Raw genomic sequence first — 23,872 nt, forward strand, 5'->3', positions numbered from 1 at the left:
CTGTGGTACCCGTTGTCCCCACGACTGCGCCTGAACGGGAGTAACTGAAGGCATGACCACTGCATATGAGGAAGTCGCGCATTCCCATCCCCGGATCAGGCGAGATGTTCTCTATACGGAGACGCCTTCCGGAGTTGTTTTTCATAGCGCGCACGGAGGATTTACTCTGCAGGGCAGATCGGCCTACCGGTTCGCCTCCCTCATCGTTCCCCACCTGAACGGGGCGAGCCGTGTCGGAGAGATATGTGCGGGCCTGGGCGACAAGCAGCGCGCCATGGTGGCCGAGTTGGTCGGTGCGCTCTACGGTCGGGGCTTCGCCCGGGATGTGCAGCCCGGCAGTGACGGCCTGGACGAGCTGACGGATGAGGTGGCGCGTCGTTTCGCGCCCCAGATCGACTACATAGACCACTACGCGGGTGAGGCGGGCTCCAGGTTCCGGCGATTCCGCGAGACGCGGGTGGCGGTGCTCGGGGACGGGCCCGTGGCGCAGTGGTGTGCGCTGAGCCTGGTACGCAACGGCAGCGCCGCCGTCGCGTTCCCGGCACAGGCCGGCGACGATCCGTTCGCCGCGGTCCTCCAGGAAGCGCGGCTTCTGGGCGAGGCCGGATGCCCCGTCGAACTCGTCCGGCTGGACCCCGGTGACGGCGACGGATGGGATGGCCTGGCCGGGTACGACGTGGTGCTGGCGACCGGCGGCCACCGGACGCTGCTCGGCCTGCTGGAGGCAGGCGTACCGGGCGGCGTACGGCTGCTGCCCGCCTGGGAGTTCGCCTCTCAGGCGGTCATCGGGCCGGTCATGACCTCCGGGGCGGTGGGCTGCTGGGCGTGCGCGGCGTTGCGCCTGGGCGCGAATGGTGACCCCGGCGCGGCAGCCGACCTGTGGAGCGGCGCCATTCTGGGAGAGCCGGGGGAGCGTTCAGCGGGAGGGGCGGCGGGCCCGGTCGCGGCCATGGTCGGCAACCTGCTGGCGTACGAGGTGTTCCGTCTGCTCACCGGTGCGCTCAGCGCCGAGACCGAAGGCCGCATCGTGATACAGGACCTGGACTCCCTCGATGTCGTCACGGAGCCCCTCATGCCGCACCCGCGTTGCCCCTTCTGCCGGGACGACGAGGACATGAATGCGGCGTCCGTCCTGACCGTATCGGAGTTGATGCCTCGTCAGTTCGACGCACAGGAAGGGGCGTTGACACCCGAGGCGGACGGTGGTGCGGCGCTGTCCGTGCTCGACACCCGATCGGTGCTGATCCATCCTCGCGCGGGCGTCTTCACCGCCTTCGCGGACGACACCTGGGAGCAGACTCCGCTGAAGGTGGGCACGGTGCGACTCGCGGTCGGCCATGGCGGCCCACGGGACATCTCGGCGTTCGACGTGCACCATGTGGCAGGGGCCAGACTCCGGGCCCTGCACAGAGCCGCGGAGGTCTATACCGAGCGGGTCGTCCCGCAGCACGCAGCTGTGGAGGGCGCCGCGCTGGAGGCCGCCCGAGAGAAATGGCCGCTGCTGGCACCCGACACCTTCGACATCGCGTCGGGCAACGGCGCGGCGGCAGGTACGGTGCGCTCCTGGGTGCAGGCGACCTCCCTGGCCGGGGCGCGAATCGCTCTCGTTCCGGCCGGCGCGGTACGGACCTTCGGAGCCGGGAACCACGACCGGAGCTTCGTGCCGACCACCGCGGGCTCGGCAGCGGGCTCGTCACCGTCGCGTGCGGCCGCACGCGCTCTGTACTCCGCGGTGGCGTTCCACTCGCTCAATCGGGCGCTGCGGGCCCAGTGCGACATCCTCGCGATGTCGCAGACCGCTGACGAGGCCGACGACCGTGAAGCGGTATTCCTGCGCCGCTCGGCAGCGAATCTGGGTCTGACGGTCGAACTGCTCGACCTCGGCGGCGCCGACGGGATCGCCCCGGTCGTGCTCGCCCGCGCCGAGGACCCGCACACCGGGCACACGCCCTGGACGATCACCGCGGCCCCCACCCGGCGCCGCGCGGCGGTCGGCGCGCTGCGCGATCTGCTCGGACGCGTCCAGATCGCGCGGGAATCCGCTGCGTCCGCACCCGTCGACACCGGCGATCCGGTACTCGGCGACCTCGCCCCGATGAGCCTGGCCGTCACCGGCGCTGCGGGGGATCCGGACCGGCCGCCTGTCGGCACCGCTGCGATGCTCGCCCGGCTGCGCGACCGCAGCCTCGACGCCTTGGCCGTTCCCACCGGTTCCGCAGATCTGCGGACCGGCGGCATCCACGTAGTCCGGGTCCTGCTGACGTACGGGGCCGTAGATGCTCTCTGACGCCACCGCGAGCCCCACTGCCCCCACGGCGATGGGCTCGCTGCCCGGGAAGCCCGCCGCAGGGCAAGCCGTTGAGGCTCTCCTGGCCCGCAGCCTGCGCAGCCACCGTGCCGCCGGCGCGGGCTCAGGCCCGATGGCGACGGTCGCGCTGCTCGGTCACCGCGACGAGCTGTCCGCCCCCGCGAGCACGGACCCCGGGGCCGCGGGCGCCATACCCGTCCACCTGTACGGTCACCAGGCGATCGTCGGCCCACCGCCAGGGCCGGCGGAGGCGGCCACGCCGTGTCCGCGCTGTCTCGCGCGGCGCTGGCAGGCCGTGCGGCCCGGCGCCCTCCGGGACGCACTCGAACTCGGTGCCGGCACGCGGACGACGGGGGAGTGGCCCTTCGTCACGGCCTTCGCGATCGATGCCGTCGCCGCCCTGATCGCCGCCACTGAACGCGTCGTCCCTGCCGGCCGCCCGGGTCACGCCACCGTGCATCTCCTCGACCTCGAGAGCCTTGAGGTCAACCGTGCGCTTCTTGTCACGGACGGCGAGTGCCCGCACTGCGACCGCCGCGTCCCCGATACCCCCGATGGGGCGAGGATCGAGCCGCGCATCGTTCCCAAAGCGGATCCGATGGGGTTCCGCAGCCGCCCCATCGAGAGTTACGACCTGCCGCTGGAGGCGTTCGTCAACCCGGTGACGGGCATGCTCGGGCCGTCGGTCGCACCCGACCTCACTTCCACATCGACCGCATCGACGGTGGGCTCCTTCACCCTGCGCTCCGGCGCGTACCTGCGGGAGTCGTACTGGGGAGGCCACACCGGCAGTTACGCGCGCAGCGTTCGGGTCGGTGTTCTGGAGGGCATGGAACGCTTCGCCGGGATGCGGCCCCGCGGTAAGCGGACCGCACTCGTCGCGCCGTGGACCGCGCTCGGTGATGATGCCCTCGACCCACGGACCTGCGGTGTCTACTCCGACGCCTTCTACCGTGACCAGCACTTGGTGAGGCCCTTCCGGCCGGAGCTGCCGATCCCCTGGGTGTGGGGGTATTCGCTGCGTGACCACCGGCCGCTGCTCGTGCCGGAGGTCCTGGCCTACTACCACGCTCCCGGCGGACTGGAGAACCGCTTCGTCCAGGAGAGCTCCAACGGCTGTGCGTCGGGCGGGTGTCTGGAGGAGGCCGTGCTCTTCGGGCTGATGGAAGCCGTCGAACGGGACGCCTTCCTGATCGCCTGGTACGCGGGTCTGCCCCTGTCTGAGATCGACCCCGCCACCAGCGTCCGCCCCGAGACCCGTCACATGGTCGGCCGCCTCGAGCTGTACGGCTACCGGGCACGTTTCTTCGACACCCGGATCACCTTCCCCATACCCGTCGTGACCGCGGTCGCGGAACGCGTCGACGGCGGCATGGGGACACTCTGCTTCGGCGCCGGAGCCGGCTGGGACCCGGAGGCGGCCTTGAGCGCGGGACTGTCCGAGATCGCAACCGACGCCGTCAAGCTCCGGTCCCGCACCGAACGGGAGAAGGCCCGTCTCACCGCGCTGGCAGCCGACTTCGACCGGGTGCAGGTCCTCCACGACCACCCCCTGCTCTACGGACTGCCCGAGATGGCCCGGCACGCCGGTTTCCTTCTGCGCCCGGGCCGTTCGGGCACTCCGCCGGGCCCCGTCGCGGGTCTGAGCCCCGGCCACGGACCCTCGGACGACCTCTGGGAAGACCTCGACGCCGCCGTGGCGGCCGTCACCGGCGAGGGCTTCGACATCGTCGTCGTGGACCAGACGATGCCCGAACAGCGCGACGCCGGGCTGCACACGGCGGCGGTCATCGTGCCGGGACTGATCCCCATCGACTTCGGATGGCGGCGCCAGCGAGCCCTGCACATGCCCCGTCTGCGCACGGCCCCGCGCGCCCGCGGCCATCGCGACCACGATCTGCGGAGGGCCGAACTCAACCTCGCTCCGCACCCCTTCCCCTGAAACCGCAGCCCGTGCACAGCAGTGACAGAAAGGACGGACATGGGGGACACCCATGACTACGCGACCGCGGTAATGCGGCGCGGCCGGGTCGCGATGGAGCCCGCCGACTTCGTACCCGACTGGGCGGACCGGCCGAGGAAGGAGAAGTACTACCCGGGCGCGGAGCAGTTCCCTCTGCCCGACGGTGGCTTCCCCGATGACGCCGCCGTTGCGCGCGGACTGTCCGGGCCGCACGGCGACGCCTCCTTCAGCCTGCCGCTGCTGGGGGGAATGCTGCGCGACTCCTACGGCCTGGTGGGCCGCAGGCTCGCCGTGCAGGCCAACACAGACCTGGGGACACTGCCGATGTACACCCAGGCCAACTGGTCCCGCGGCACCGCATCCGGCGGCGGCCTCTACCCTGTCGCCGTCCACTGGGTGTCCGGTGCGGCGGGACCCATGACGCCCGGTGTGTACCACTACTCGCCCTCGCACCACGCGGTGCGACGACTGCTGACGGGGGACGTCTCCGGCCAGGTGCGCGCCGCGGTGGGCGACCCCGGGCTGCACCGGGACACCGACCAGTTCCTGGTCCTCAGCGTCAAGTTCTGGCAGAACGCGTTCAAGTACAACAGCTTCGCCTACCACGTGGTGACGATGGATGTCGGAGCGCTGCTCCAGACCTGGCGCATGTGGGCGCAGGCCCGCGGGCTGCGCCTGGACCCCGTCCTGTGGTTCGACGAGCCGCAGCTCGGCGGGCTGCTGAGTGCGCGTGAGGACGAGGAAGGGGTCTTCGCCGTCGTCCCCCTGCGCTGGGAGGACACCGGGAACCCTGCCGCGCCCGGTGCCGCGCGGCCCCTCCCCACCAGGCCATCGGCGGTGCGCCGGGCCGAGCAGGAGCGCTCCCGCCGGGTCATCGCCTTCGAAACCGTGCGGCAGGTGCACAGCGCCACCGTGCGCGACGCTGCCGTCCGCCCCGCGCCCGGCGCACTGCGCCCGGCCGTGGCCCCGGCCGTCCCACCCGGCGGGACACGGCAGTTGCTGCCGACTGCCGCACCGATGCCGATGAGCGTACGCAGGGCGCTGCGCACGCGGCGCAGCAGCTTCGGGCGCTTCACCGGCGACCGGCCGCTGCCGGCCGGTCACCTCACTGCTGCTCTGCTGGCCGCCGTCGCGGGTACCGGGCTGACAACCGACGTCACACCGGCCGGCAGCCCCCCGCTCGCGTCCTTTTACGTCTTCGTCAACCATGTGCAGGGTGTGGCACAGGGCACGTACGCCTATGACCACGATGCCGGGGAACTGCGGCTGCTGAAGACGGGATCGCCGGGAGCCTTCCTGCAGGCCCACTACTTCCTCGACAACTACAACCTGGAACAGGCGGCGGCCGTCATCGTCCCGGCCGTCCGTACCCACGCGGTGCTCGACGCCGTGGGCGACCGGGGATACCGGCTCGTCAGCGCGGGAATCGGAGCCGCCGCGCAAGCGGTGTACACGGCAGCAGCCGCCTGCGGCACCGCCTGCGGTGTCGCGCTCGGCTTCGACAGTGTGGCCTTCGCCGACGAGCTGGGACTGACCGGCACCGGGGAGCTGCCCCTGCTGCTCATGCTCGTCGGCAACGAGCGGGGGCGCCCCGCGGACTTCCACTACGACCTCGTGCCGGCCCCGCAGGTGCGCGGCGGACAGGAGGACCGGTGAACACCTCCCTCGGGCACGCCCCCTCGCCCGATGCCGTCGCGGACCGGCGCCAGGAGTTGTCCCCGCGCTTCATGATGCGCCTGGCAGGCCTGCCGTCCGAGACGGTGCAAAGGCTGCGCAGCCCGGCCGCCCGGCAGTGGGCCGACCGGATCATCGACGAGGAGGAACGACTGCGTGAGCTCGGCGCGATGCTGAGCGACCCCCTCGCCGCGCTCGTCGCGGACGAGGACGACCAGCGCAGGCGCCGTGAGGTACTGCGCCTGCGCCGCGCGGTCTTCAACAACCGGCTGCCCCAGGACAGGGCCCTGGTGCTGCCCGCCGGGCTCGACGGTCCGTCCGAGGCCGCTCTGGCGGCCTGGCTGCGCGACAGGGAACGGCTGGGGCATCTGCACTCGCTGGGGCCGGAGCTGCTGGCAGACGCCTTCGCACGGGGACGGACGGCGCTTCGGGAGCTGGCGGCCGAGGAGCAGGTACGTCTGGCGCTGCTGCTCGCTTCGCCGACGCTGGACGGCCGGCTGGACGCGTACATCCGCGGCGACGAACCCGCCGGCGGCAAACGCGGCCGCAAGATCGAGCGCTCGCTGCTCGCCTACCTGTACCGGACGGCCTGCAAGACCAGCCCGTTCAGTACGTTCACGGGCGTCGCCGTAGGGGAGTTCCGCACGGACGCGGCACCGGGCGGCGCCATCGACGTCGCCGAGGAATGGTCGGGCCATCCGCGGCTGAACGTCGTCGTGCTGCGGCGGCTGGCCGAGGCCATAGCCGAGGACCCCCTCCGCCGCGGCGATCTGCCCGTCGCGCTCGCCTCGGGCTGGGAGGCCGACGCCGAGCGAGTCCGTTTCGTACGCCGCTCGGTGACCGCGGGCGACGACACCGCCCCGGTCAGCTTCGACGCGGCTCGTGACCGGCTGTTCTTCCTGCGCCGCAGTGGAGCGCTCGAGGGATTGCTCGAACTGTTCCGACGTTCTCCCCGGCTGCGCCACCGGGACCTGGCGGCCTGGCTGTGCACCGAGCGCGGAGCGAGCGCGGAGGATGCCGAACGCTATCTGTCGGCACTGCTGCAGCTCGGCATGGTGCAGTTCGACGGCCTGTACCCGGATGTCCACAGCCGTGATCCGCTGCGTGACTTCCAGGCGGCGCTGCGGGACATCGGCCGGCCATGGGCGGTGGAGACCGCCGCACACCTGGAGAGCGTCGCGGCCGGTGTCGAGGCGTACGCCGGAGAGCCGCTCGCACGGCGGAGGGAGCTGCTGAACGCCCTCCGCAGTGAACTACCCGCGCTCACCGAGTCCCTGGGGGCGCCGGGCACATCACTGCCGCAGACCCTCCTCTACGAGGACGCCCGGGCCTCCCGGGAGCCGGTGACCGGCGATCTGCGGACGTGGGCCGAGCTGGCCGGGGGCCCGCTGGAGTCCCTGTCCCGCATCCTGCCCGCCTTCGACGTCGCACTCGCCCAGCGGCTCACCTTCAAGGGCTTCTTCCTGGCCCGCTTCGGGCACGGAGGGCGCTGCGACGATCTGCTGAAGCTCGTCCACGACTTCCACGAGGACCTCTTCGAGCAGTATCTGCTCTTCACCTCCCAGCAAGCCCCCCACGACGCAGGCGACGGCCACCGGCCCGAGGAGAACTGGCTCGGGCTGCCCGGAATCACCGCCCTGGACCGGGCCCGCGCCGTGTTCGTCGAGCGCATGCGCGGGGCCTGGCATACGTGGACCGGTGACACCGATGAGATCCGGCTGGACGAGACGTTCATGGACGCTGTCGCCGCGGAACTCGCACCGCTGGCAACCGGCTTCGCCCCCCACAGCCACTTCCTGCAGCTCGCCGACCGCGACCAGGACCCACTGGTCGTGCTGAACGGCTCCTACGGAGGTCTGTGCTTCCCTTTCACGCGCTTCACCCACTGCTTCGACACCCCCGACGACAGGCCGGGTCTGTCACGGCAGTTGCTCAAGGATCTCCGCGGGATTCAGCCGGAAGGGGCGGTGTTCGCCGAGATCACCGCCGGGTCGGCCACCACGAATCTCAACCTGCACGGCCGGCTGACGGATTTCCAGATCCTGTGCCCCGGTGAGACCGGCTCCGCCCCGCCGGAAGGCCGCCTCCATCTGGACGACCTGTGGGTGGAACACCATGCGGCGGAGGACCGCCTCGTCGTCCGGTCCCGGCGGCTCCGAAAGGAAGTCGTCCCCCTCTATCTCGGCTATCTGGTGCCCATGGTGCTTCCCGAGATCCCGCGCACCCTGCTGCTTCTCTCCCCGACCTCCAAAATCGCCCTCGATGTGTGGACGGGAGTTCCGCAGGCCCCAGCCGTGCACGGGGTGACATCGCGGCCCCGGGTGCGCCACGGCTCCGTCGTGCTGAGCCGCCGCAGCTGGTTCGCGGAAGCGGCCGCACTGCCTCGGCGCTCTCCCGGACAGCAGGACGCCGACTGGTATCTGCACTGGCTTCGATGGCAGCGCGAACACCGCATCCCCGCACAGGTCTTCGTCACCGTGCTGCCCGGCGACGGCGCCTCCGGCGGCATCTGGGACGGCGGCTCCAAGCCGCACTACGTCGACTTCGGCAGCCCACTGTCCCTGGTCGCTCTGGAGGGCCTGATCAAGGACCGGACCGCGGGCGTCCGCCTGGAGGAGATGCTGCCGGCCGAGGACGACCTCCATGTCCGTACGGCCCGGGGCCGGCACGTCGCGGAACTCGCCGTGGAGCTGCTGCCCGCCCGGTGCACCCATCCGGTACCTGACGAGGAAGGAAACGGTGAGCGGGCATGACCTCACCCATGCGGACCGGCCCCGCCGCAGCCGGCGGAGCGCCGGAGACCGGCGAATGGCAGGCACTGCACATCTTCTACGCGGCGAGCCCGCGGCCGCTCCTGCTGGACTGCGTGCGGCCGCTCGTCGACGAACTCACCGCACAGGGACTGCTGTCGGGCCACTTCTTCATCAACTACTGGTTGCAGGGACCGCATGTGCGGCTGCGCCTGAAGCCGTCGTCGGCCGCCGTGACGGGGCAGGTCCGTGACCGGGCACACGCGGCGGTGCAAGCCTTCCTGGCTGCCCGCCCGGCACTCTACGAGGTCAAGGCGGGCTTTCTCGCGGACCTCTACAACGCCCTGTTCGAGCTCGAATACCCGCGGGAACAACGCGAGAAGCTGCTGGGGCCGGACGGCCGCATGCTGCTGCGGGACAACAACTCGGTCAGCTTCGAACCCTACGAGCCGGAGTACGGGAAGTACGGGGGCCCTGCCGGTGTCGCGCTCGCCGAGTGGCACTTCCAGCGCTCCAGCGATCTGGTCATGGAGTCCCTCCGGTCGATGAACCTCCATGTACGTACCGTGCTGCTCGGGGTCGCCGCCCAGCTGATGATGGTGATGTCCGCGTCCTTCCTCGCGGACGACGCACATCTGGCGCACTTCCTCGAGCGCTACCACGCCTTCTGGGACGGGGCGTTCGCGCAGACCGACTTCACCGCGCGCAAGGGCTACGACCGAGCCTATGACGACATGGGTGCGGAACTGGGGCGCCGGTTCGCCGGGATCCGGGCTTCGGTCGGCGGCGCGGCGGAGCGGGAGCTGCCGGACTTCCTGCGCGGCTGGGCCGCGCACTGTCGCGAACTGGCCGAACGGGTAAGGGCGCTTGCGGCGGACGGTAGCCTGGTGTTCCGCTCCTGGAGCGACGACGGTGAATTCCGGGTCACCGACCCGGCTCAGGCACTCCCGATGCTGATGTCCCCCTACATGCACATGACCAACAACAGGCTCTCGGTGACCATCCGGGACGAGGCCTTCCTGGCGTACGTCCTCGCCCGCGCCCTGCGCGAGTGCGGCGGCGGCCCTGAGGTGTCGCGGTGAGCGCGCAGGGGCTCCTCGGGCTGAGCCCGCAGCGACGGCCCGACCTGCTCGTCGGCCCCGCAGTATTACGCGGGGCGACCCGGATCCATCCCATCAAGGACCCCGTCAGCGGACGCCGTTTCGAGCTGCGGGCCAAGGAGTTCTTCGTCCTGTCGCGGCTCGACGGCCGGCGTACCCTTGCCGACATCGGTGACGCCTACGCCCAGCGGTTCGGCGTCCGCCTCGGTGACGCGCACTGGCGGCAGTTGCTGGGACTGCTCGGCGCACGGCATCTGCTCGCCGGAGGCCCGCCCCCTGCCGGCGAGGGTGTGGCGCATCCCGGTCTGCTCGTACAGCTCGGCAGGCCGACACTGCTGAACGGGCACACCCGCATGGTGGCCGATGCCGGCGCGCTCATCGAAATCCTCCACCGGCGCACCGCCTTCGCCCGGACCCCGGCGTTCCTCGGCACCGTGCTGCTCCTGACTGCCGCGATGCTGACCCATCTGAGCATGGAACTCGGCGCCCTGAGGAACGACTTCACGGAGCTCACGCACCGGCCGGTGCTTCTGCTGGCCGTCGGTGTCGTGCTCTGGGTGAGCCTGGCCTTCCACGAACTCGCGCACGGACTGGCCGGCCGTGCCTTCGGCGGCACGGTCTCGGAGATCGGCCTGCGCTGGCGGCTGCCGGTGACCTACCTCTACTGCCTCGTGCAGGACGTACCGTTCTTCGCCCGGCGCCGTCACCAGGTCGCGACCGTCGCCGCGGGACCCCTGATGAACCTGGTCTTCCTGCTTCCCTTCTGGCCCTTGTGGGCCTGGCTCCCCCGGCAGGACACCGCCCGTCACGCGCTGGGCGGGCTGCTCCTGCTCGGTGTCGCGATCGCCGCCGGCAACCTCGTCCCGCTGCCGCCACTCGACGGCTACAAGCTGCTCGGCTACGCCGTCGGTGTCAGCGGACTGGCCACCGGCAGCCGGACGTTCCTGCGACGGGCCACCGCCGGCGTGATCGGCCGCGGCGAAGGCGCGGGAGCCTACCCCCGGCGGGCTCGGCTCCTCTATGGCGGATACGGACTGCTCTCCCTCACCCTGACGGCCGGCGCATCCGCCGTCGTTCTCACCGCCGTGAGCCGTCAACTGGCCGAACGGTACGGCACCGTGACGGGCGCGGCGCCGGCGGTCCTTCTGGTGGCCGCCCTGGTGCTGTGGCGGCTGGGCCTGGCCGCGCGGGCCAGGCGAACCCCCGACACCGCGGGAGACGGCGAAGCAGACACGGCGCGGGCCGCCCCGCCATCCGGTGCGGAGTCCGTACCAGCCGCCCCCACGGCGCACAATCCGGCCGGCGACGACCAACACTCAGCAAGGGAACCCGAGATGACGTCAGTGGACACGGCCCCCGAGGCCGTGGTGATCGACGACGTGCACAAACGCTACGGGCCGGTCTTGGCCGTAGCCGGAGTGTCGCTCACTGTTCGCCGAGGTGAGTTCTTCGGCATCATCGGGCCGAACGGTGCCGGCAAGACGACCCTGATCGAGATGGTCGAGGGACTGCGGCGGGCCGACAGCGGGACCGTCGCCGTACTCGGCGCCGCGCCCTGGCCCCGCAACACCGCTCTGCTGCGGAGGCTGGGAGTCCAGACGCAGACCTCGGCGTTCTTCACCCGGCTGACCGCCCTCGAACACCTGCGGACCGTCGCCGCCCTGTACGGCCTGGGGCACGGAGCAGCGGACCGCGCGCTGGACCTGGTCGGTCTGTCGCAGCGTCCCGACGTCCGCGTCGACAACCTCTCCGGGGGCCAGCGCCAGCGGCTGGCCATCGCCACGGCGCTGGTCCACGACCCCGAACTGATCCTGCTGGACGAGCCCACCGCGGCCCTCGACCCCGAGGCCCGGCGCTCCCTGTGGGGCGTGCTGCGGAACCTCAAGAGCGAGGGACGCACCATTGTCCACACCACGCACCACCTGGACGAGGCCGAGGCTCTCTGCGACCGCGTCATGATCATGGCGCAGGGGAGGGCCGTAGCACTGGACACCCCCGCCAACCTGGTCCGGGCCCTCAAGGCGCCCACCCGCGTGCTGGTGCCGGCCGACCGGATCAGCGTGGAACACGCCCGTGCCATCGAGGGCGTGGACCACGCCGAGGTGGCCAATGGCGAGGTCGTCATGGAGACCAGGGTGGCCGGCCAGGTGATCGTCGCCGTGAACGGCATCGCAGGCCCCGACGCGGTACAGACCCGCACGGCGACCCTCGAGGACGCCTACCTCGCCCTGACCGGATCGGAGCACTGACCGTGAGCGCGTACGCCGCACTGACCCGGGCCAACTACCATGCCTACGTACGGGATGTGACCACGGTCTTCTTCACTTTCGCCTTCCCCCTGCTGTTCCTCGTCGTGTTCGGCCTGATCTTCAAGGGCCAGGCCGTCCAGGACGGCGGCCCGCCGTACATCAACTACATCGCTCCCGGTGTGCTGTCCTGGGGGGTCGGCAACGCCGCCATGTTCGGTGTGGCCTTCACCATGATGCACTGGCGTCGCGATGACATTCTGCGCCTGATCTGGCGCACCCCCACGTCTCTGCCGTCCGTGCTGGCCTCTCGCTACGCGATCGCGGTGGGGGTGGGGCTGGTGCAGGCCGTCCTGTTCACCGGCGTCGCACTGCTGCCGCTGTTCGGGCTGCGCCTCGCGGCGAGCTGGCCGCTCGTCATCCCCGTGCTCATCCTCGGAATCACCACCTTCATGGCCCTCGGACTGGTCATCGGAAGCCTCGCGAACACACCCGAAGCGGTGGCCGCGATCGCCAACTGCATCATGGTGCCGATGGCCTTCCTCTCGGGTTCGTTCTACCCCGGCGACCTGATGCCCGGCTGGTTGCGTGACGTGTCTCTGGCCCTGCCACTGCGCTACTTCAACGACGGCGTCCTGGGTGTTCTGTCCCGGACCCACCACGGCAGTGCGGCCGACATCGGCCTCGCCTGCGCGGGGCTGATCGGCTTCGCCGTGCTGTTCGCGCTGATCGCGGCCAAGACCTTCCGCTGGAGCAACCACGGATGACCACCGACCTCGCCGCGCCGCCGGTGACGCTCATGGACACCGCGTCGGCCACCCTGCGCGACGCCCTGGCAGCGCGCCACCGCTCGGCGCCACCGCTCGTCGTGCCGCTCGGAGCGGCCGACACCCTGACCGCGGGCCGCGATCCACACGCCGCTGCACGCCCCGCCGCGACCGTGCATCTCACCTGGGACGCCGTGCTCATAGGTCCCTGGGGCGCATCGGACCCGGCGCATCCCGCATGCGGGCAGTGCCTGGCCATGCGCTGGCAGCGGCTGCGCACCCGCTCCGAGCGCGAGGCCTGGGAAACGGGCACGGCCACCCGGGCGGCAGGCGTGTGGCCGGCTCTTCCCGCGCACGTCGTCGACGCCGTCGCGGCGCTGTACGAGAGCATCATGACCCGGGACGGAAACCGGCCCTGGCCGCAGGTCACCCGGCTCGACCTGGCCACGCTGCAGGTCATCAGCGTGCCCTTGATCGGCGAACCATTGTGCCCGCACTGCACGGCCGTGCCGGCCGCGCAGGACACGCCGACGATGCCGGTGTCGCGGCCGAAGCCGTCCCCGGACACCTACCGGCTGCGCTCGCCCGGTTCGTACGCCTTGCCGGCCGACGCACTGGCCAACCAGGTCTGCGGCCTGCTCGCCGCCGCGACCTGGACCGACGTCACATCGCCCACGACCGCTCCGGTGGCCGGCAGCGTGTTCATGCGCGGCTACGCGGGGCTGACCGACGTCACCTTCAGCGGCCAGGCCAACTCCTTCCGCGCCAGCCGCGACCTCGCCTTCCTGGAAGGGCTGGAACGCTATGCGGGCACCCACCGCAGAAACCGCGCGGTGCTGCTCACCGAGGCCTACCAGGTGCTGGGCGACCGTGCACTCGACCCGCGCGACTGCGGCCTCTACGTCCCGCAGACCTATCGGGACGACCCCCTGCTCAGCCCCTTCGATCCCGACCGCCCGATCCCGTGGGTGGGCGGCTACTCCCTGCGCGATGAACGCCCTGTCCTCGTTCCGGCCCGGCTTGTCCACTACAGCGCCGGTCTGGCGTCGGACAACTTTGTCTTCGAGTGCTCCAACGGCTGCGCGACCGGAAGCTGTCTGGAGGAGGCGGTCCTGTTCGGGCTGCTGGAACTCATCGAGCGTGACGCCTTTCTGCTCGGCTGGTACGGCAATGCCCGGCTGACCGAGATCGACCTCGGCTCCTGCACCCGAGGGGCGACGCGCGCCATGGTCGATCGCGCGGCACTGCAGGGTTACGACGTCCACGTCTTCGACAACCGCGTCGACCTGCCGGTGCCGGTCGCCACCGGGCTCGCGTTACGCCGTGACGGGGGCCCCGGCACGCTCGCCTTCGCCGCCGGTGCCGCCTTCGACCCGGAAACGGCAGTGGAGTCCGCGGTGGCCGAGATCCTCACGTACCTGCCGCATCTGCCGGGCCAGGTCCGCGAACGGCCGGAGGAACTGGCAGCCATGGCTGACGACTTCGACCTGGTACGCCGCCTGCCCGACCACGCGGCCCTCTTCGGGCTGCCCCGGATGGCCCACCACGCGTCGGGCTACCTCCGGCCCACCGCCGTACGGCCGCTGGCCGAGCTCTACGGGGAGTGGGAGCAGCGACGCCCGCGTACCAGCGATCTCCTCGACGACCTGCTGCTGTGCCGCGACGCACTGACGACCGCGGGATACGACGTGATCGTCGTCGACCAGACCACACCGGAACAGAAGCGGATGGGGCTGCGAACGGTGGCCACCGTGGTGCCCGGTCTGCTGCCGATCGACTTCGGCTGGGCCCGTCAGCGCGCCCTGCACATGCCCCGGTTGCGCACGGCGTTCCGGCGCGCCGGACTGCGGGGGAGTGATCTCGGTGAATCCGAACTACGCCGGGTTCCGCACCCGTTCCCCTGAACGGCAGCGCACATGGCGAAGTCCTCTGCGCGGTGGTGTGAGCCGCCGGGCAGAGGACAGCGCCGGCAATCAGGCGGTGCAGCTGGTGGTGCTGGTCGTGCTGCTGCATGTGCTGGTGCTGCTGCAACTGGTGGACGAGCCCAGCATGACCTCGCTGGCGTCCGAGTAGTCGGTGATCTCGAAGGTCTCGGACTCGAGCTCCAGGATTTCCTGGGCGAGCGATTCCAGAGAGTTCTGCGGCATCGGCTGTTCCTCCTTGACGGTTCAAACCCGGCAACACATGGCCCAGCGGCCGGGAGCACCCATGCGTGCGAACACCCGTGCAGCTGTCCGAAGTCCTTTCTAGCGAGCCCTGCTGGCAGATCGACGCACGTCCCGCAGTCACCTGACTGTCAGGCGGCTGCGGCCACCCTCCGCCCCACCCGAAGGAGTTCAGGAATGCTCCCTGTCACGACCGACACCGCCGCGGTCCTCGACGGCCTGCCGAAAGTCCTGCGCCCCGCTGTCGAGGTCTATCTCGACATCCACCGGCACCCCGAACTCTCCGGTGCCGAGGAGCGCACCGCCGCGCTCGCCGCCCGGCGTCTGACCACCGCGGGGTTCCAGGTCACCACCGGAGTCGGCGGACACGGTGTGGTCGGTCTGCTGCGCAACGGACCCGGTCCCGTCGTCATGCTCCGCGCCGAACTCGACGCCCTGCCGGTACGCGAGGCCACCGGTCTGCCCTACGCCAGCGAGGCTGTCGTCCCCGACAGCGCGGGGCGGCCCGTACCCGTCATGCACGCCTGTGGTCATGACCTGCATCTGGCCTGTCTGACCGGGACGGCGTCCCTGCTGTCCGCCATGGCAGGCCACTGGCGCGGGACGCTGATGATTGTCGGTCAGCCCGCGGAGGAGACGCTTTGCGGGGCCCGGGCCATGCTCGAGGACGGACTGTACTCCCGCTTCGCCCCTCCCGGAGTTGTCCTCGCCCAGCACACCGCGCCGCTGCCCGCCGGTATGGTCGCCCACGCGCACGGCCCCATCCTCGCGGGCAGCAGGATGATCGAGGTGGTCGTCCACGGAACGGGCGGCCACGCCGCAAGCCCTCATCTGACCGTGGATCCCGTGGTCGCAGCCGCGGCGATCGTGCTGCGGCTGCAGACAGTGGTGTCCCGGGAGAGCTCTCCCGCGGAACAGGTCGTCCTCACCGTCGGTTCCCTGCACGCCGGGACGCGGGGCAACGTGGTACCGGACGCCGCCACCCTGGAGATATCGGCGCGGGCGTTCTCCGAGGAGGCACTTGACCGCGTCACAGCGGCGGTGCGGCGCATCGTCGCCGCGGAGTGCGCGGCATCGGGATGCCCCCGCGCACCGACCGTGCGCACTGTTTCGAGGTCCCATCCCACTGTTTCGGATGCCTCGGCCGCCACCGCCGTCCGCGACATCCACGAACACGTGCTGGGCCCCGAGCGCGTCGCCGGGTGGCTGCCGTCGACGGCCACCGAGGACTTCCCTCTCTTCGGGTCCGCCGGATCCCGGCTCCACGGTGCTGTCGGCGTCCGTGTCGCGTACTGGATGCTGGGCTGTGTCGGGCCCCGCCAGTGGGCCGAGACCCCGGGGGAATCCGCCGCGGCGAAGATGGCGTCACTTCCGCCCAACCACTCGCCGTTCTTCCGCCCGGATCCCAGGCTGGCCGTCCCCGCCGGCATCACCGCGCTGGCTACTGCCGCCCTCTCCCATCTGGCAGGCCCGGCCGCGGTGCCCGCACCTCGGCCGGCGCCCTCCGGGTGACGGTCCCGTTCCGCCTGCGCGGGCTCCCGGGCATCGTGCGCGACAGCGGGCCACGCGATTTCCGGCGGCGGGGCACGGAGGAGAGTGGTGCGCAACGGCGCCCGCAGCCGCTGAGCGGCGGTGCGGGCGTCAGCGCCCCGAGGTCCGGGGCCACGGACCTCGGGGCGCCTGCGTCCGTCACACGGTGAAGCGGTGGCTGCCCGAGCCGACCTCGAACACCGCGCAGCCGTCCTCCACACGCACGAACGTTCCGTGGGTGCGCTGGACACTGCTGGGCTCGTCCGCCGGAATCCACACCTCCGCGGTGGTGTTGGCCGGCACGCTGCACGACAGCACAAAGCCGCCGGCCCGCTGCTGCCATTGGGTGGACACCGGTCCGTACGGGGAGGCGAACCGTGCCGTGGCGGACGTGACGCCCCCACCCGGGCGGGGGCGGATGACGACCTGTCGGTAGCCCGCACGGCCCGCGGCGATACCGGCGATGTTGGCGTACATCCACTCGCCCACCGATCCGTAGGCGTAGTGGTTGAAGGAGTTCATCGCCGGGCTCTGGAAGCTGCCGTCGGGCTGGATGGAGTCCCAGCGCTCCCACATGGTCGTCGAACCCTTGTCGATCTGGTAGCCCCAGCTGGGGAACGTGCGCTGTTGCAGCAGCCGGTAGGCGACATCGGTGTGACCGGTGTCGGTGAGGACGGGCAGCAGCCGCGGGGTACCGAGGAAGCCGGTGGACAGATGCCAGTCCTTCGCCTCGATGAGGGCGACGAGGCGGTCGGCTGCCGCTTTGCGCAGGGCGTCCGGCATCAGGTTCATGGACAGTGCGAGGACGTAGGAGGTCTGCGTGTCGCCCTTCACCCTGCCGTCGGACGCCACGTACGCCGCCCGGAATGCCGTGCGTACGCGCGCGGAGAGGTCGGTCCAGGGCTCGGTGTCCTTGCCCAGTTCCGTGGCGATACGCGCTCCCAGGTCCGCGCTGTGGGCGAAGTAGGCGGTCGCGATGACGTCCTTGGGTGTCTCGTCCGACACGTTCAGCCAGTCACCGTATCCACTGTCCGGCCGGAGCAGTCCGTCGCTGTTCTTCTCCAGATAGCGCAGCCACGCCTGGACCGAGGGCCAGGCGTCGGTGAGGACCTTCCGGTCGCCGTATGCCTGGTACAGCGCCCAGGGGACTGTGACCCCCGCGTCTCCCCAGCCCGCGACTCCGTTGCCGACGGTGCCGACCATGGGTGCCACGTCCGTGAACGCGCCCTCCGGCGTCTGCGCGTCACGGAGGTCGACCAGCCACTTGGTCAGGAAGCGGGCGGACTCCATGGTGTAACAGGCCGTGGGAGCGAAGACGTTGATGTCACCGGTCCAGCCCAGCCGCTCGTCGCGGGCCGGCGTGTCCGTCGGGACGGACAGGAAGTTGCCGCGCTGCCCCCAAGTGATGTTGCTGTGCAGCTTGTTGAGCATCGGCACATTGGTCTCGAACTCGAACGTGAACGGCGCCGATGTGTGCATCACCCGCCCGGTTACGGCCTGCGCGGCCGGCGTGCCGGGGAACCCGGTCACCTCGACATAGCGGAACCCGTGGAAGGTGAAACGCGGCTCGTACGTTTCCTCACCTCCCCCTTTGAGGGTGTAGAGGTCCGTGGCGGCGGCCGTCCTGAGGTTCTCGGTGTAGACCGTGCCGTCGGGGTTCAGCACCTCGGCGTGGCGCAGGCGGACGGTGGTTCCCGCAGCGCCCGAGACGCGCAGCCGAACCGAGCCGACCATGTTCTGGCCCAGGTCGAAGACGAAGACGCCGGGCACGGGCTCGGTGACATCCTTGGCGGGGAGTTCCTTCGCGATGCGCACCGGACCGTCCACCTGTGCGACGATCTGCCCCGGGACATCGTTGTCAGCCTCGCGTACCGCAAGCCACGAGCGGTCGTCGAAGCCGGCCGAGGTCCACCCGGCTGTCTCCTTCCTCGCGTCGTAGGTCTCGCCCGACAACAGGTCGGCGGAGAGGATCGGCCCGCCGGCGGCGCGCCAGTCCGGCCCCGATGTGATGCGTTCGCTGGTCCCGTCCGCGTACTCGACCTCCAACTGAACCAGCAGCGCAGGGTGTTCACCGTACTGATGCGGACCGAACATGCCGACGTTGCCCGCGTACCAGCCGGGGGCGACGTACGCGGCGAGCGCGTTGGTGCCCGCGCGCACGGCGCTCGTCACGTCGTAGGTCTGGTACTGCACGCGCTTGCGGTAGTCGGTCCAGCCCGGGGCCAGTTGGTCGCGTCCCAGCCGCCGGCCGTTGAGATGGGCCTCGTACAGGCCGAGAGCCGTGGCGTACAGGCGGGCCCGGGCCACCTTCCTGCCCGGCAGCCGGAATTCGTGCCGCAGTTGGTTGGCAGCGGAGACGACCGGTACGACCCGGCCCCACGGCCCCGCCCCCCACGCGGCGGCCACCTTCGCCGCCCGCCACTCGCTGTCGTCGAAGCCGGGCTCGCGCCAGCCGTCGGCCGGCTCCTGGTCCGTGGACTTCCACGAGCCGTCGGTGAAGACCTTCTTCTCGCCGGAGGACGTGGTGAGGACCAGCACGCCGATCAGGCCGGCGGGCCCCACCGTGGCGTTGACCGCCGAGACCGCCAGAGTGTTCGAGCCCGAACGCACGTGGTCGAGGACATCGAGCACGGCCGGGTGACTCCAGCCCTCGTTGTCCGTCTTCAGGTCGGTGTGCGCTATCTCGGTGCCGTTGAGGGAGACGGCATAGACGTTGTCCGCACTGATGGCCAGTGTGGCCGCGATGACGCCGTCCGGCAGGTCGACGGTGCGGCGGAACCAGCGGGTGGCCGCCGGAGCGCTGTTCGCGGGTTCGCCCTCGGGGAACCAGATCCACGAACCGCCCTCCAGGGAGGGGGCGTCGGTGAGGGCGGCCGGAGCGGAGATCCACTTCGCGGACCACTGGGACGCGTCCATCAGGCCGGTCTCCCACCACGAAGGCGCGCTCCACTCCGAGACGCCGTCGTCGGCGTCCCACACCCGCACCGCCCAGAAGTAGCGTGTACGCGGCTTGAGTTCGGGTCCGGTGTACGGGACGAGGACGGACTCGCCCGAGACGACCTTGCCGCTGTCCCACACGTCCGGCCGGGAAAGATCTCCGGCGCTCGATGCGACCCGCACCTGGTACGCGCTCTGCCTTTGTCCTTGTCCTTGTCCGGCCGAGTCCATCGGCCAGCTCAGGCGAGGACGGGCCGTGTCCAGGCCCAGTGGTTGCTGAACGTACTCGACGGTCGGAGAGGTGATGCGCAGAGCGCTCTTGCCCGCGCGTCCCTCGGCGGGCGCGGATGCGGGTGCGGCCACGGCCGGTCCGGCTCCGGCGGCCACGGCACCCACCGTGGCTGCGGCGCCCGCGAGGATGTTCCTTCTACTGATCACAGCGGCCCCTAGCGGGAGAAGGTGAATCGATTCACAGAGGCGAACGTAGAGGGCGCCCGAGACATGCGTCAATGCGCATGCGGTGCATTTTTCGGCCGCATTCACGCGTACGACGCGCTTGGCTCCGGTGTTGGTCGAGTTCCGAGGGTGTTGATTGTGGGTTGAACGTTTCAGTATGTTGGGGCAAGTCGGGAGGCGTCGACTCCCCGTACCCGGGGGAGATCCCGCCTGGGTACGACTGCGCAGGCGTGCATCGCCGGCTGTTGGGCGGTGGTGCCTGAGACGCCACAGCTGACCGTTCAGCCAGAGCTTCACCTCGTGCCAGGCGGCTGCTTCTTCCGCCTCGATGCCTCGCCACCAGGTGAAGGGTGAGTCGTCGGACATCAGATCCTCTCGCCACCGCTCGACGCTCTCGGTCAGGTGCCGGCGAGCGATCGGGCCCCTCCGCCTCCCATGGGGCGAGCCACGGGGTGACCGGCGAAATCGCGGTCACACAGCTCTCGACAACCTCGCACGCCGATGTCGGCGGAGACTCGTCGCGCGGGGTCTGCGTTCACCACGCCTCCAGGAAACGGGCGATTCCCGGTGGCAGCGGACTGAGAGCGGACCGGATCGGTTGCATCGGCGCCCTCGGCCGAATCGGCGTACTGCGCGACCCCGTTGCCGAGCGACCAGTCGACCGACTCGTTCTCGGTCAGGGTGACGGCCATGTTCCGCATTTCCGTGCCCGCGTACGCGTGGGCGAGTTCGGCGATACGCCGGTACAGTGCCCGCTTCTGTGCGGGCGGGCGCCCGGAGCGCAGGGTGATCGCGACGTACACGAATTGGATCATGGTTGCGCTAGGCTTCGGGTGCATTCCGGCGCAGACCGGATGCCCCGGCCTTCCGGTGTTGTGCGGCATCTGCCATGCCAGAGTGGTAATTTGCTTGCAAATGCCATGAAAATGCATCTATTATGGCGCATATGCAGTCCTACACTATCGGCCAGGCCGCTCGACTCCTCGGCGTGAGCCCCGATACCGCGCGGCGATGGGCGGACGCCGGGCGGGTGTCCACACACCGGGACGAGGGTGGGCGGCGGCTCATCGACGGTCGGGACCTGGCCGCGTTCTCGGTGGAGCTTGCGAAGACCGGTGGGCAGGAGGACGTCTCTGTCACTTCCGTGCGCAATGCGTTCCCGGGCATCGTCACTGCCGTCAAGCTCGGTGATGTAGCGGCGCAGGTGGAGATCCAGGCCGGTCCGCACAGGCTGGTCTCCCTGCTGACCCGGGAGGCCGTCGAGGAACTTGGGCTTGAGGTCGGCATGGAGGCCACTGCCCGTGTGAAGTCCACCAACGTGCACATCGATCGCACGTGAGCGAACGGACGGCTTGCCGCGCTTTCGCTCCCGAGGAGTAGAGCGCCTCCGTCAACAGAGCGCCTCCGCCCACGCCGGCGTGCCGCTGTCGGAACGCCGATGTCCGTCCTGGATCGGATGCCGCCCGGCGTGGATCTCGTATTCCGCTACGCGGGAGATCTGCGGACGGGGAGTTCGCAGCGGCGCCGCGCTGTCGCCGAGTCTCAGCCCAGGCTCCGGCCGTCCTTCCGGCCGCGGTACGCGGCCGGGGCCCGTCCCCTCGCCCGGTCGGCACGAGCGGTCGCGGGCGCCGACTTCCGGCCCGGCCGCGGTACCTGTCCCGGCGGGTGCTCCTGTACAAACGCACATGCCTACCCCTTCCGCTTGCAATCCGGCTCATGCGATGCAACAGGAGACTTACGCCTCGCATCTGCGGCAGTATGATCAGCGCATGCCCAGCTACCGGATCAGAGAGGCAGTGGCCCTATCGGGCCGCATTGCCGACACATTCCGGCACTGGTTCCACGGCGGGAAACCGCACGCCGAGCGGGACGAGCCGGTCTCCGGATCGAACCGGGCCGGAACCCCTTTGTTCGAGCGGGAGTTGCGCCGCACCGAGCGGACGAACAATGGACGCTCGGCGCGCAACTGCTCCGACTTCGTCACCGGGCTGAACTTCGGTGGCGTGACGGCGCAGTCGGAGATCGCTCCGGACGTTCCGGGCAGTGCCCACAGCCGGCCGGGAACAGGCCGAGGACTGAGGCCGGAGCCCGGCGTTCCGGTGGTTGCCATGATCAAGTCGACCGATGCGGTCGTCGAGAGGTCGCAGAGGTCCACCCGGACGTCTCTGTGAAGAATCAGACGGTCTCTTCTGAGGAGACCAAAGGGAGTACACCCGTGATGACCCGTTCCGCGCGCCGGACCCGCCGGACCCTGCAGGTGGCCGGCACAGCAGCCGTCGCGCTGCTGGCACTGAGCGCCTGCTCCTCGTCCGACGACTCGTCGGCCTCGCCGGGCTCGTCCGCCTCGGCGTCCACGGGCTCGTCGAAGAAGCTCTCCGGCACCGTGACAGTCTTCGCAGCCGCCTCGCTGAAGGAGAGCTTCACAGCCCTCGGCAAGGAGTTCGAGAAGGCCCACCCGGGTACGAAGGTCACCTTCAGTTTCGGCGGCAGCGACACACTCGCCGCGAGCATCACGGGGGGAGCCCCGGCTGATGTCTTCGCCGCTGCCAGTCCCAAGACGATGGCGATCGTGACGGACAAGAAGGACGCGGCCGGCCCGCCCGCCACCTTTGTGCGCAACCAGCTGGAGATCGCCACCCTGCCCGGAAACCCGGACAAGATCACCTCCCTCAAGGACCTGACCAAGCCGGGTCCGAAGGTTGTCCTGTGCGACAAGACGGTGCCGTGCGGCGCCGCCGCGCAGAAGGCCCTGGCCGCCAGCAACCTGAAGCTCACTCCGGTCTCCTACGAGCAGGACGTCAAGAGCGCCCTGACGAAGGTCGAGCTGAAAGAGGCCGATGCCGCAGTCGTCTACAAGACCGACGTGAAGGCGGCGGGTGGCAAGGTGGACGGCGTGGAGTTCCCCGAGTCGGCCAAGGCCATCAACGATTACCCGATCGCACTGCTCAAGGACGCGCCCAACGCCGCTGCCGCGAAGTCGTTCATCGCGCTGGTGCGCTCCGCCGAGGGCCGGCGCGTGCTGACGGCGGCCGGGTTCCTCAAGCCGTGACCGAGCCGCCCACGTCCGGTGCCGCGACCGACACCCTCAGGGGTGGGCCGCGGCGCCGGCGTGTCCGGGCGGGTGTTGCCGGGGTGCCTCTGCCTCTGTTGCTGCCCGCCCTGGCCGGACTGGCGTTCCTGGTGCTGCCGATGGTCGCCCTGCTCGTACGGGCTCCCTGGCACAGCCTGCCGGACCAGCTGACCAGTTCGGAGGTGTGGCAGGCCCTGCAGCTGTCCCTGGTCTGCGCGACCTCGGCCACGGCCGTGAGCCTGGTGCTGGGCGTGCCGCTGGCGTGGGTCCTCGCGCGTACGCGATTCCCGGGACGCGGCATCGTGCGAGCCCTGGTGACACTGCCGCTCGTGCTGCCACCCGTCGTGGGCGGTGTGGCGCTGCTCCTGGCACTCGGTCGCAACGGCGTCGTGGGGCAGTGGCTCGACTCGTGGTTCGGGATCACCCTGCCCTTCACCACTACGGGGGTGGTCATCGCGGAGTCGTTCGTGGCGATGCCCTTCCTCGTGATCAGTGTCGAGGGCACGCTGCGCGCCGCCGACCCGCGCTACGAGGAGGCCGCCACCACCCTGGGCGCCTCCCGCTTCACCGCGTTCCGCCGGGTCACCCTGCCGCTGATAGCGCCCGGGATCGCCGCGGGTTCGGTACTGGCCTGGGCCCGCGCGCTCGGCGAGTTCGGCGCGACCATCACCTTCGCGGGCAACTTCCCCGGCCGTACGCAGACGATGCCGCTTGCCGTGTACCTCGCCCTGCAGAGCGACCCGGCCGCCGCGATCGCCCTGAGCCTGGTACTGCTGGCCGTGTCGGTCGCGGTGCTGGCGGGGCTGCGGGATCGCTGGATGACGGCGTCATGACGGGTGTTGCCCCACCACTCACGGTCTCTGCCCGACCGTCCGGCCTTCGAAGGTCCGGCCATCGAATGAGCGC

15 protein-coding genes and 1 pseudogene are annotated in these 23,872 nt (G+C 70.5%); 13 read left to right on the forward strand and 3 right to left on the reverse strand.

What is annotated here, in order from left to right; genetic code table 11:
- Positions 1–52: 52 nt before the first annotated feature.
- The 8 genes from OHS16_RS29865 to OHS16_RS29900 all read left to right on the forward strand — a co-directional run bounded on the left by OHS16_RS29865 (position 53) and on the right by OHS16_RS29900 (position 14,712).
- Positions 53–2,287, forward strand: a complete 2,235-nt coding sequence (locus OHS16_RS29865) for a TOMM precursor leader peptide-binding protein (RefSeq protein ID WP_328540358.1) — start codon at positions 53–55, stop codon at positions 2,285–2,287.
- On the forward strand, positions 2,277–4,250 hold the full coding sequence (locus tag OHS16_RS29870; protein WP_443042717.1) for a TOMM precursor leader peptide-binding protein: 1,974 nt from the start codon (positions 2,277–2,279) through the stop codon (positions 4,248–4,250). The genes OHS16_RS29865 and OHS16_RS29870 overlap by 11 nt, the downstream gene beginning before the upstream one ends.
- A gap of 39 nt (positions 4,251–4,289) precedes the next feature.
- The gene (locus tag OHS16_RS29875; protein WP_328540359.1) at positions 4,290–5,927 is read left to right on the forward strand and encodes a nitroreductase family protein; all 1,638 of its coding nucleotides are present in this window, start codon (positions 4,290–4,292) and stop codon (positions 5,925–5,927) included.
- Positions 5,928–5,998: 71 nt separating this feature from the next.
- Positions 5,999–8,698: a lantibiotic dehydratase gene (locus tag OHS16_RS29880; protein ID WP_443042808.1), complete on the forward strand. Its 2,700-nt coding sequence runs from the start codon at positions 5,999–6,001 to the stop codon at positions 8,696–8,698.
- Positions 8,695–9,777 carry a lantibiotic dehydratase C-terminal domain-containing protein gene (locus OHS16_RS29885; protein ID WP_328540361.1) on the forward strand — a complete coding sequence of 361 codons (1,083 nt, stop codon included), beginning with the start codon at positions 8,695–8,697 and terminating at the stop codon, positions 9,775–9,777. Before OHS16_RS29880 ends, OHS16_RS29885 begins: the two co-directional genes overlap by 4 nt.
- A gap of 1,352 nt (positions 9,778–11,129) precedes the next feature.
- On the forward strand, positions 11,130–12,044 hold the full coding sequence (locus OHS16_RS29890; protein ID WP_328541037.1) for an ABC transporter ATP-binding protein: 915 nt from the start codon (positions 11,130–11,132) through the stop codon (positions 12,042–12,044).
- A 2-nt stretch (positions 12,045–12,046) separates the two neighbouring features.
- Positions 12,047–12,808, forward strand: a complete 762-nt coding sequence (locus tag OHS16_RS29895) for an ABC transporter permease (protein ID WP_328540362.1) — start codon at positions 12,047–12,049, stop codon at positions 12,806–12,808.
- A complete protein-coding gene (locus OHS16_RS29900) occupies positions 12,805–14,712 on the forward strand; it encodes a TOMM precursor leader peptide-binding protein (RefSeq protein ID WP_443042718.1) in 1,908 nt (635 codons plus the stop codon). Before OHS16_RS29895 ends, OHS16_RS29900 begins: the two co-directional genes overlap by 4 nt.
- A 69-nt stretch (positions 14,713–14,781) precedes the next feature.
- Here the strand turns inward: OHS16_RS29900 and OHS16_RS29905 are convergent, their stop codons facing one another.
- Positions 14,782–14,955, reverse strand: a complete 174-nt coding sequence (locus OHS16_RS29905) for a thiazolylpeptide-type bacteriocin (RefSeq protein ID WP_089228050.1) — start codon at positions 14,953–14,955, stop codon at positions 14,782–14,784.
- Positions 14,956–15,150: 195 nt separating this feature from the next.
- On the opposite strand from OHS16_RS29905, the gene OHS16_RS29910 reads away from it, so the two are divergent.
- A complete protein-coding gene (locus OHS16_RS29910; RefSeq protein ID WP_328540363.1) occupies positions 15,151–16,485 on the forward strand; it encodes an amidohydrolase in 1,335 nt (444 codons plus the stop codon).
- Positions 16,486–16,662: 177 nt separating this feature from the next.
- Here OHS16_RS29910 and OHS16_RS29915 read toward each other — a convergent pair whose 3' ends face one another.
- Both OHS16_RS29915 and OHS16_RS29920 read right to left on the reverse strand, forming a co-directional pair.
- Positions 16,663–19,878: an alpha-L-rhamnosidase gene (locus tag OHS16_RS29915; RefSeq protein WP_328540364.1), complete on the reverse strand. Its 3,216-nt coding sequence runs from the start codon at positions 19,876–19,878 to the stop codon at positions 16,663–16,665.
- Positions 19,879–20,513: 635 nt separating this feature from the next.
- Positions 20,514–20,699, reverse strand: a pseudogene (locus tag OHS16_RS29920) (tautomerase family protein); the annotation flags it as partial.
- A gap of 143 nt (positions 20,700–20,842) precedes the next feature.
- On the opposite strand from OHS16_RS29920, the gene OHS16_RS29925 reads away from it, so the two are divergent.
- The 4 genes from OHS16_RS29925 to modB all read left to right on the forward strand — a co-directional run bounded on the left by OHS16_RS29925 (position 20,843) and on the right by modB (position 23,799).
- Positions 20,843–21,235 carry a TOBE domain-containing protein gene (locus OHS16_RS29925; RefSeq protein WP_328540365.1) on the forward strand — a complete coding sequence of 131 codons (393 nt, stop codon included), beginning with the start codon at positions 20,843–20,845 and terminating at the stop codon, positions 21,233–21,235.
- 430 nt (positions 21,236–21,665) lie between these two features.
- The gene (locus OHS16_RS29930; protein ID WP_328540366.1) at positions 21,666–22,067 is read left to right on the forward strand and encodes a MerR family transcriptional regulator; all 402 of its coding nucleotides are present in this window, start codon (positions 21,666–21,668) and stop codon (positions 22,065–22,067) included.
- Positions 22,068–22,114: 47 nt separating this feature from the next.
- Positions 22,115–22,945: a molybdate ABC transporter substrate-binding protein gene (gene modA / locus OHS16_RS29935; protein WP_328540367.1), complete on the forward strand. Its 831-nt coding sequence runs from the start codon at positions 22,115–22,117 to the stop codon at positions 22,943–22,945.
- The gene (modB, locus tag OHS16_RS29940; RefSeq protein ID WP_328540368.1) at positions 22,942–23,799 is read left to right on the forward strand and encodes a molybdate ABC transporter permease subunit; all 858 of its coding nucleotides are present in this window, start codon (positions 22,942–22,944) and stop codon (positions 23,797–23,799) included. Before modA ends, modB begins: the two co-directional genes overlap by 4 nt.
- Positions 23,800–23,872 lie beyond the last annotated feature (73 nt).

It is taken from the genome of Streptomyces sp. NBC_00344 (genome assembly GCF_036088315.1).
Lineage (GTDB): Bacteria > Actinomycetota > Actinomycetes > Streptomycetales > Streptomycetaceae > Streptomyces.

Excerpts from the sequence above, each read along its gene's own strand:
- OHS16_RS29910 (WP_328540363.1), top strand. The coding sequence starts at position 15,151 with ATGCTCCCTGTCACGACCGACACCGCCGCGGTCCTCGACGGCCTGCCG.
- OHS16_RS29870 (WP_443042717.1), top strand. The coding sequence starts at position 2,277 with ATGCTCTCTGACGCCACCGCGAGCCCCACTGCCCCCACGGCGATGGGC.
- OHS16_RS29900 (WP_443042718.1), top strand. The coding sequence starts at position 12,805 with ATGACCACCGACCTCGCCGCGCCGCCGGTGACGCTCATGGACACCGCG.
- OHS16_RS29875 (WP_328540359.1), top strand. The coding sequence starts at position 4,290 with ATGGGGGACACCCATGACTACGCGACCGCGGTAATGCGGCGCGGCCGG.
- OHS16_RS29930 (WP_328540366.1), top strand. The coding sequence starts at position 21,666 with ATGCCCAGCTACCGGATCAGAGAGGCAGTGGCCCTATCGGGCCGCATT.
- OHS16_RS29885 (WP_328540361.1), top strand. The coding sequence starts at position 8,695 with ATGACCTCACCCATGCGGACCGGCCCCGCCGCAGCCGGCGGAGCGCCG.
- OHS16_RS29880 (WP_443042808.1), top strand. The coding sequence starts at position 5,999 with ATGATGCGCCTGGCAGGCCTGCCGTCCGAGACGGTGCAAAGGCTGCGC.
- OHS16_RS29890 (WP_328541037.1), top strand. The coding sequence starts at position 11,130 with ATGACGTCAGTGGACACGGCCCCCGAGGCCGTGGTGATCGACGACGTG.
- modA (WP_328540367.1), top strand. The coding sequence starts at position 22,115 with ATGACCCGTTCCGCGCGCCGGACCCGCCGGACCCTGCAGGTGGCCGGC.
- OHS16_RS29925 (WP_328540365.1), top strand. The coding sequence starts at position 20,843 with ATGCAGTCCTACACTATCGGCCAGGCCGCTCGACTCCTCGGCGTGAGC.
- OHS16_RS29905 (WP_089228050.1), bottom strand. The coding sequence starts at position 14,955 with ATGCCGCAGAACTCTCTGGAATCGCTCGCCCAGGAAATCCTGGAGCTC.
- OHS16_RS29865 (WP_328540358.1), top strand. The coding sequence starts at position 53 with ATGACCACTGCATATGAGGAAGTCGCGCATTCCCATCCCCGGATCAGG.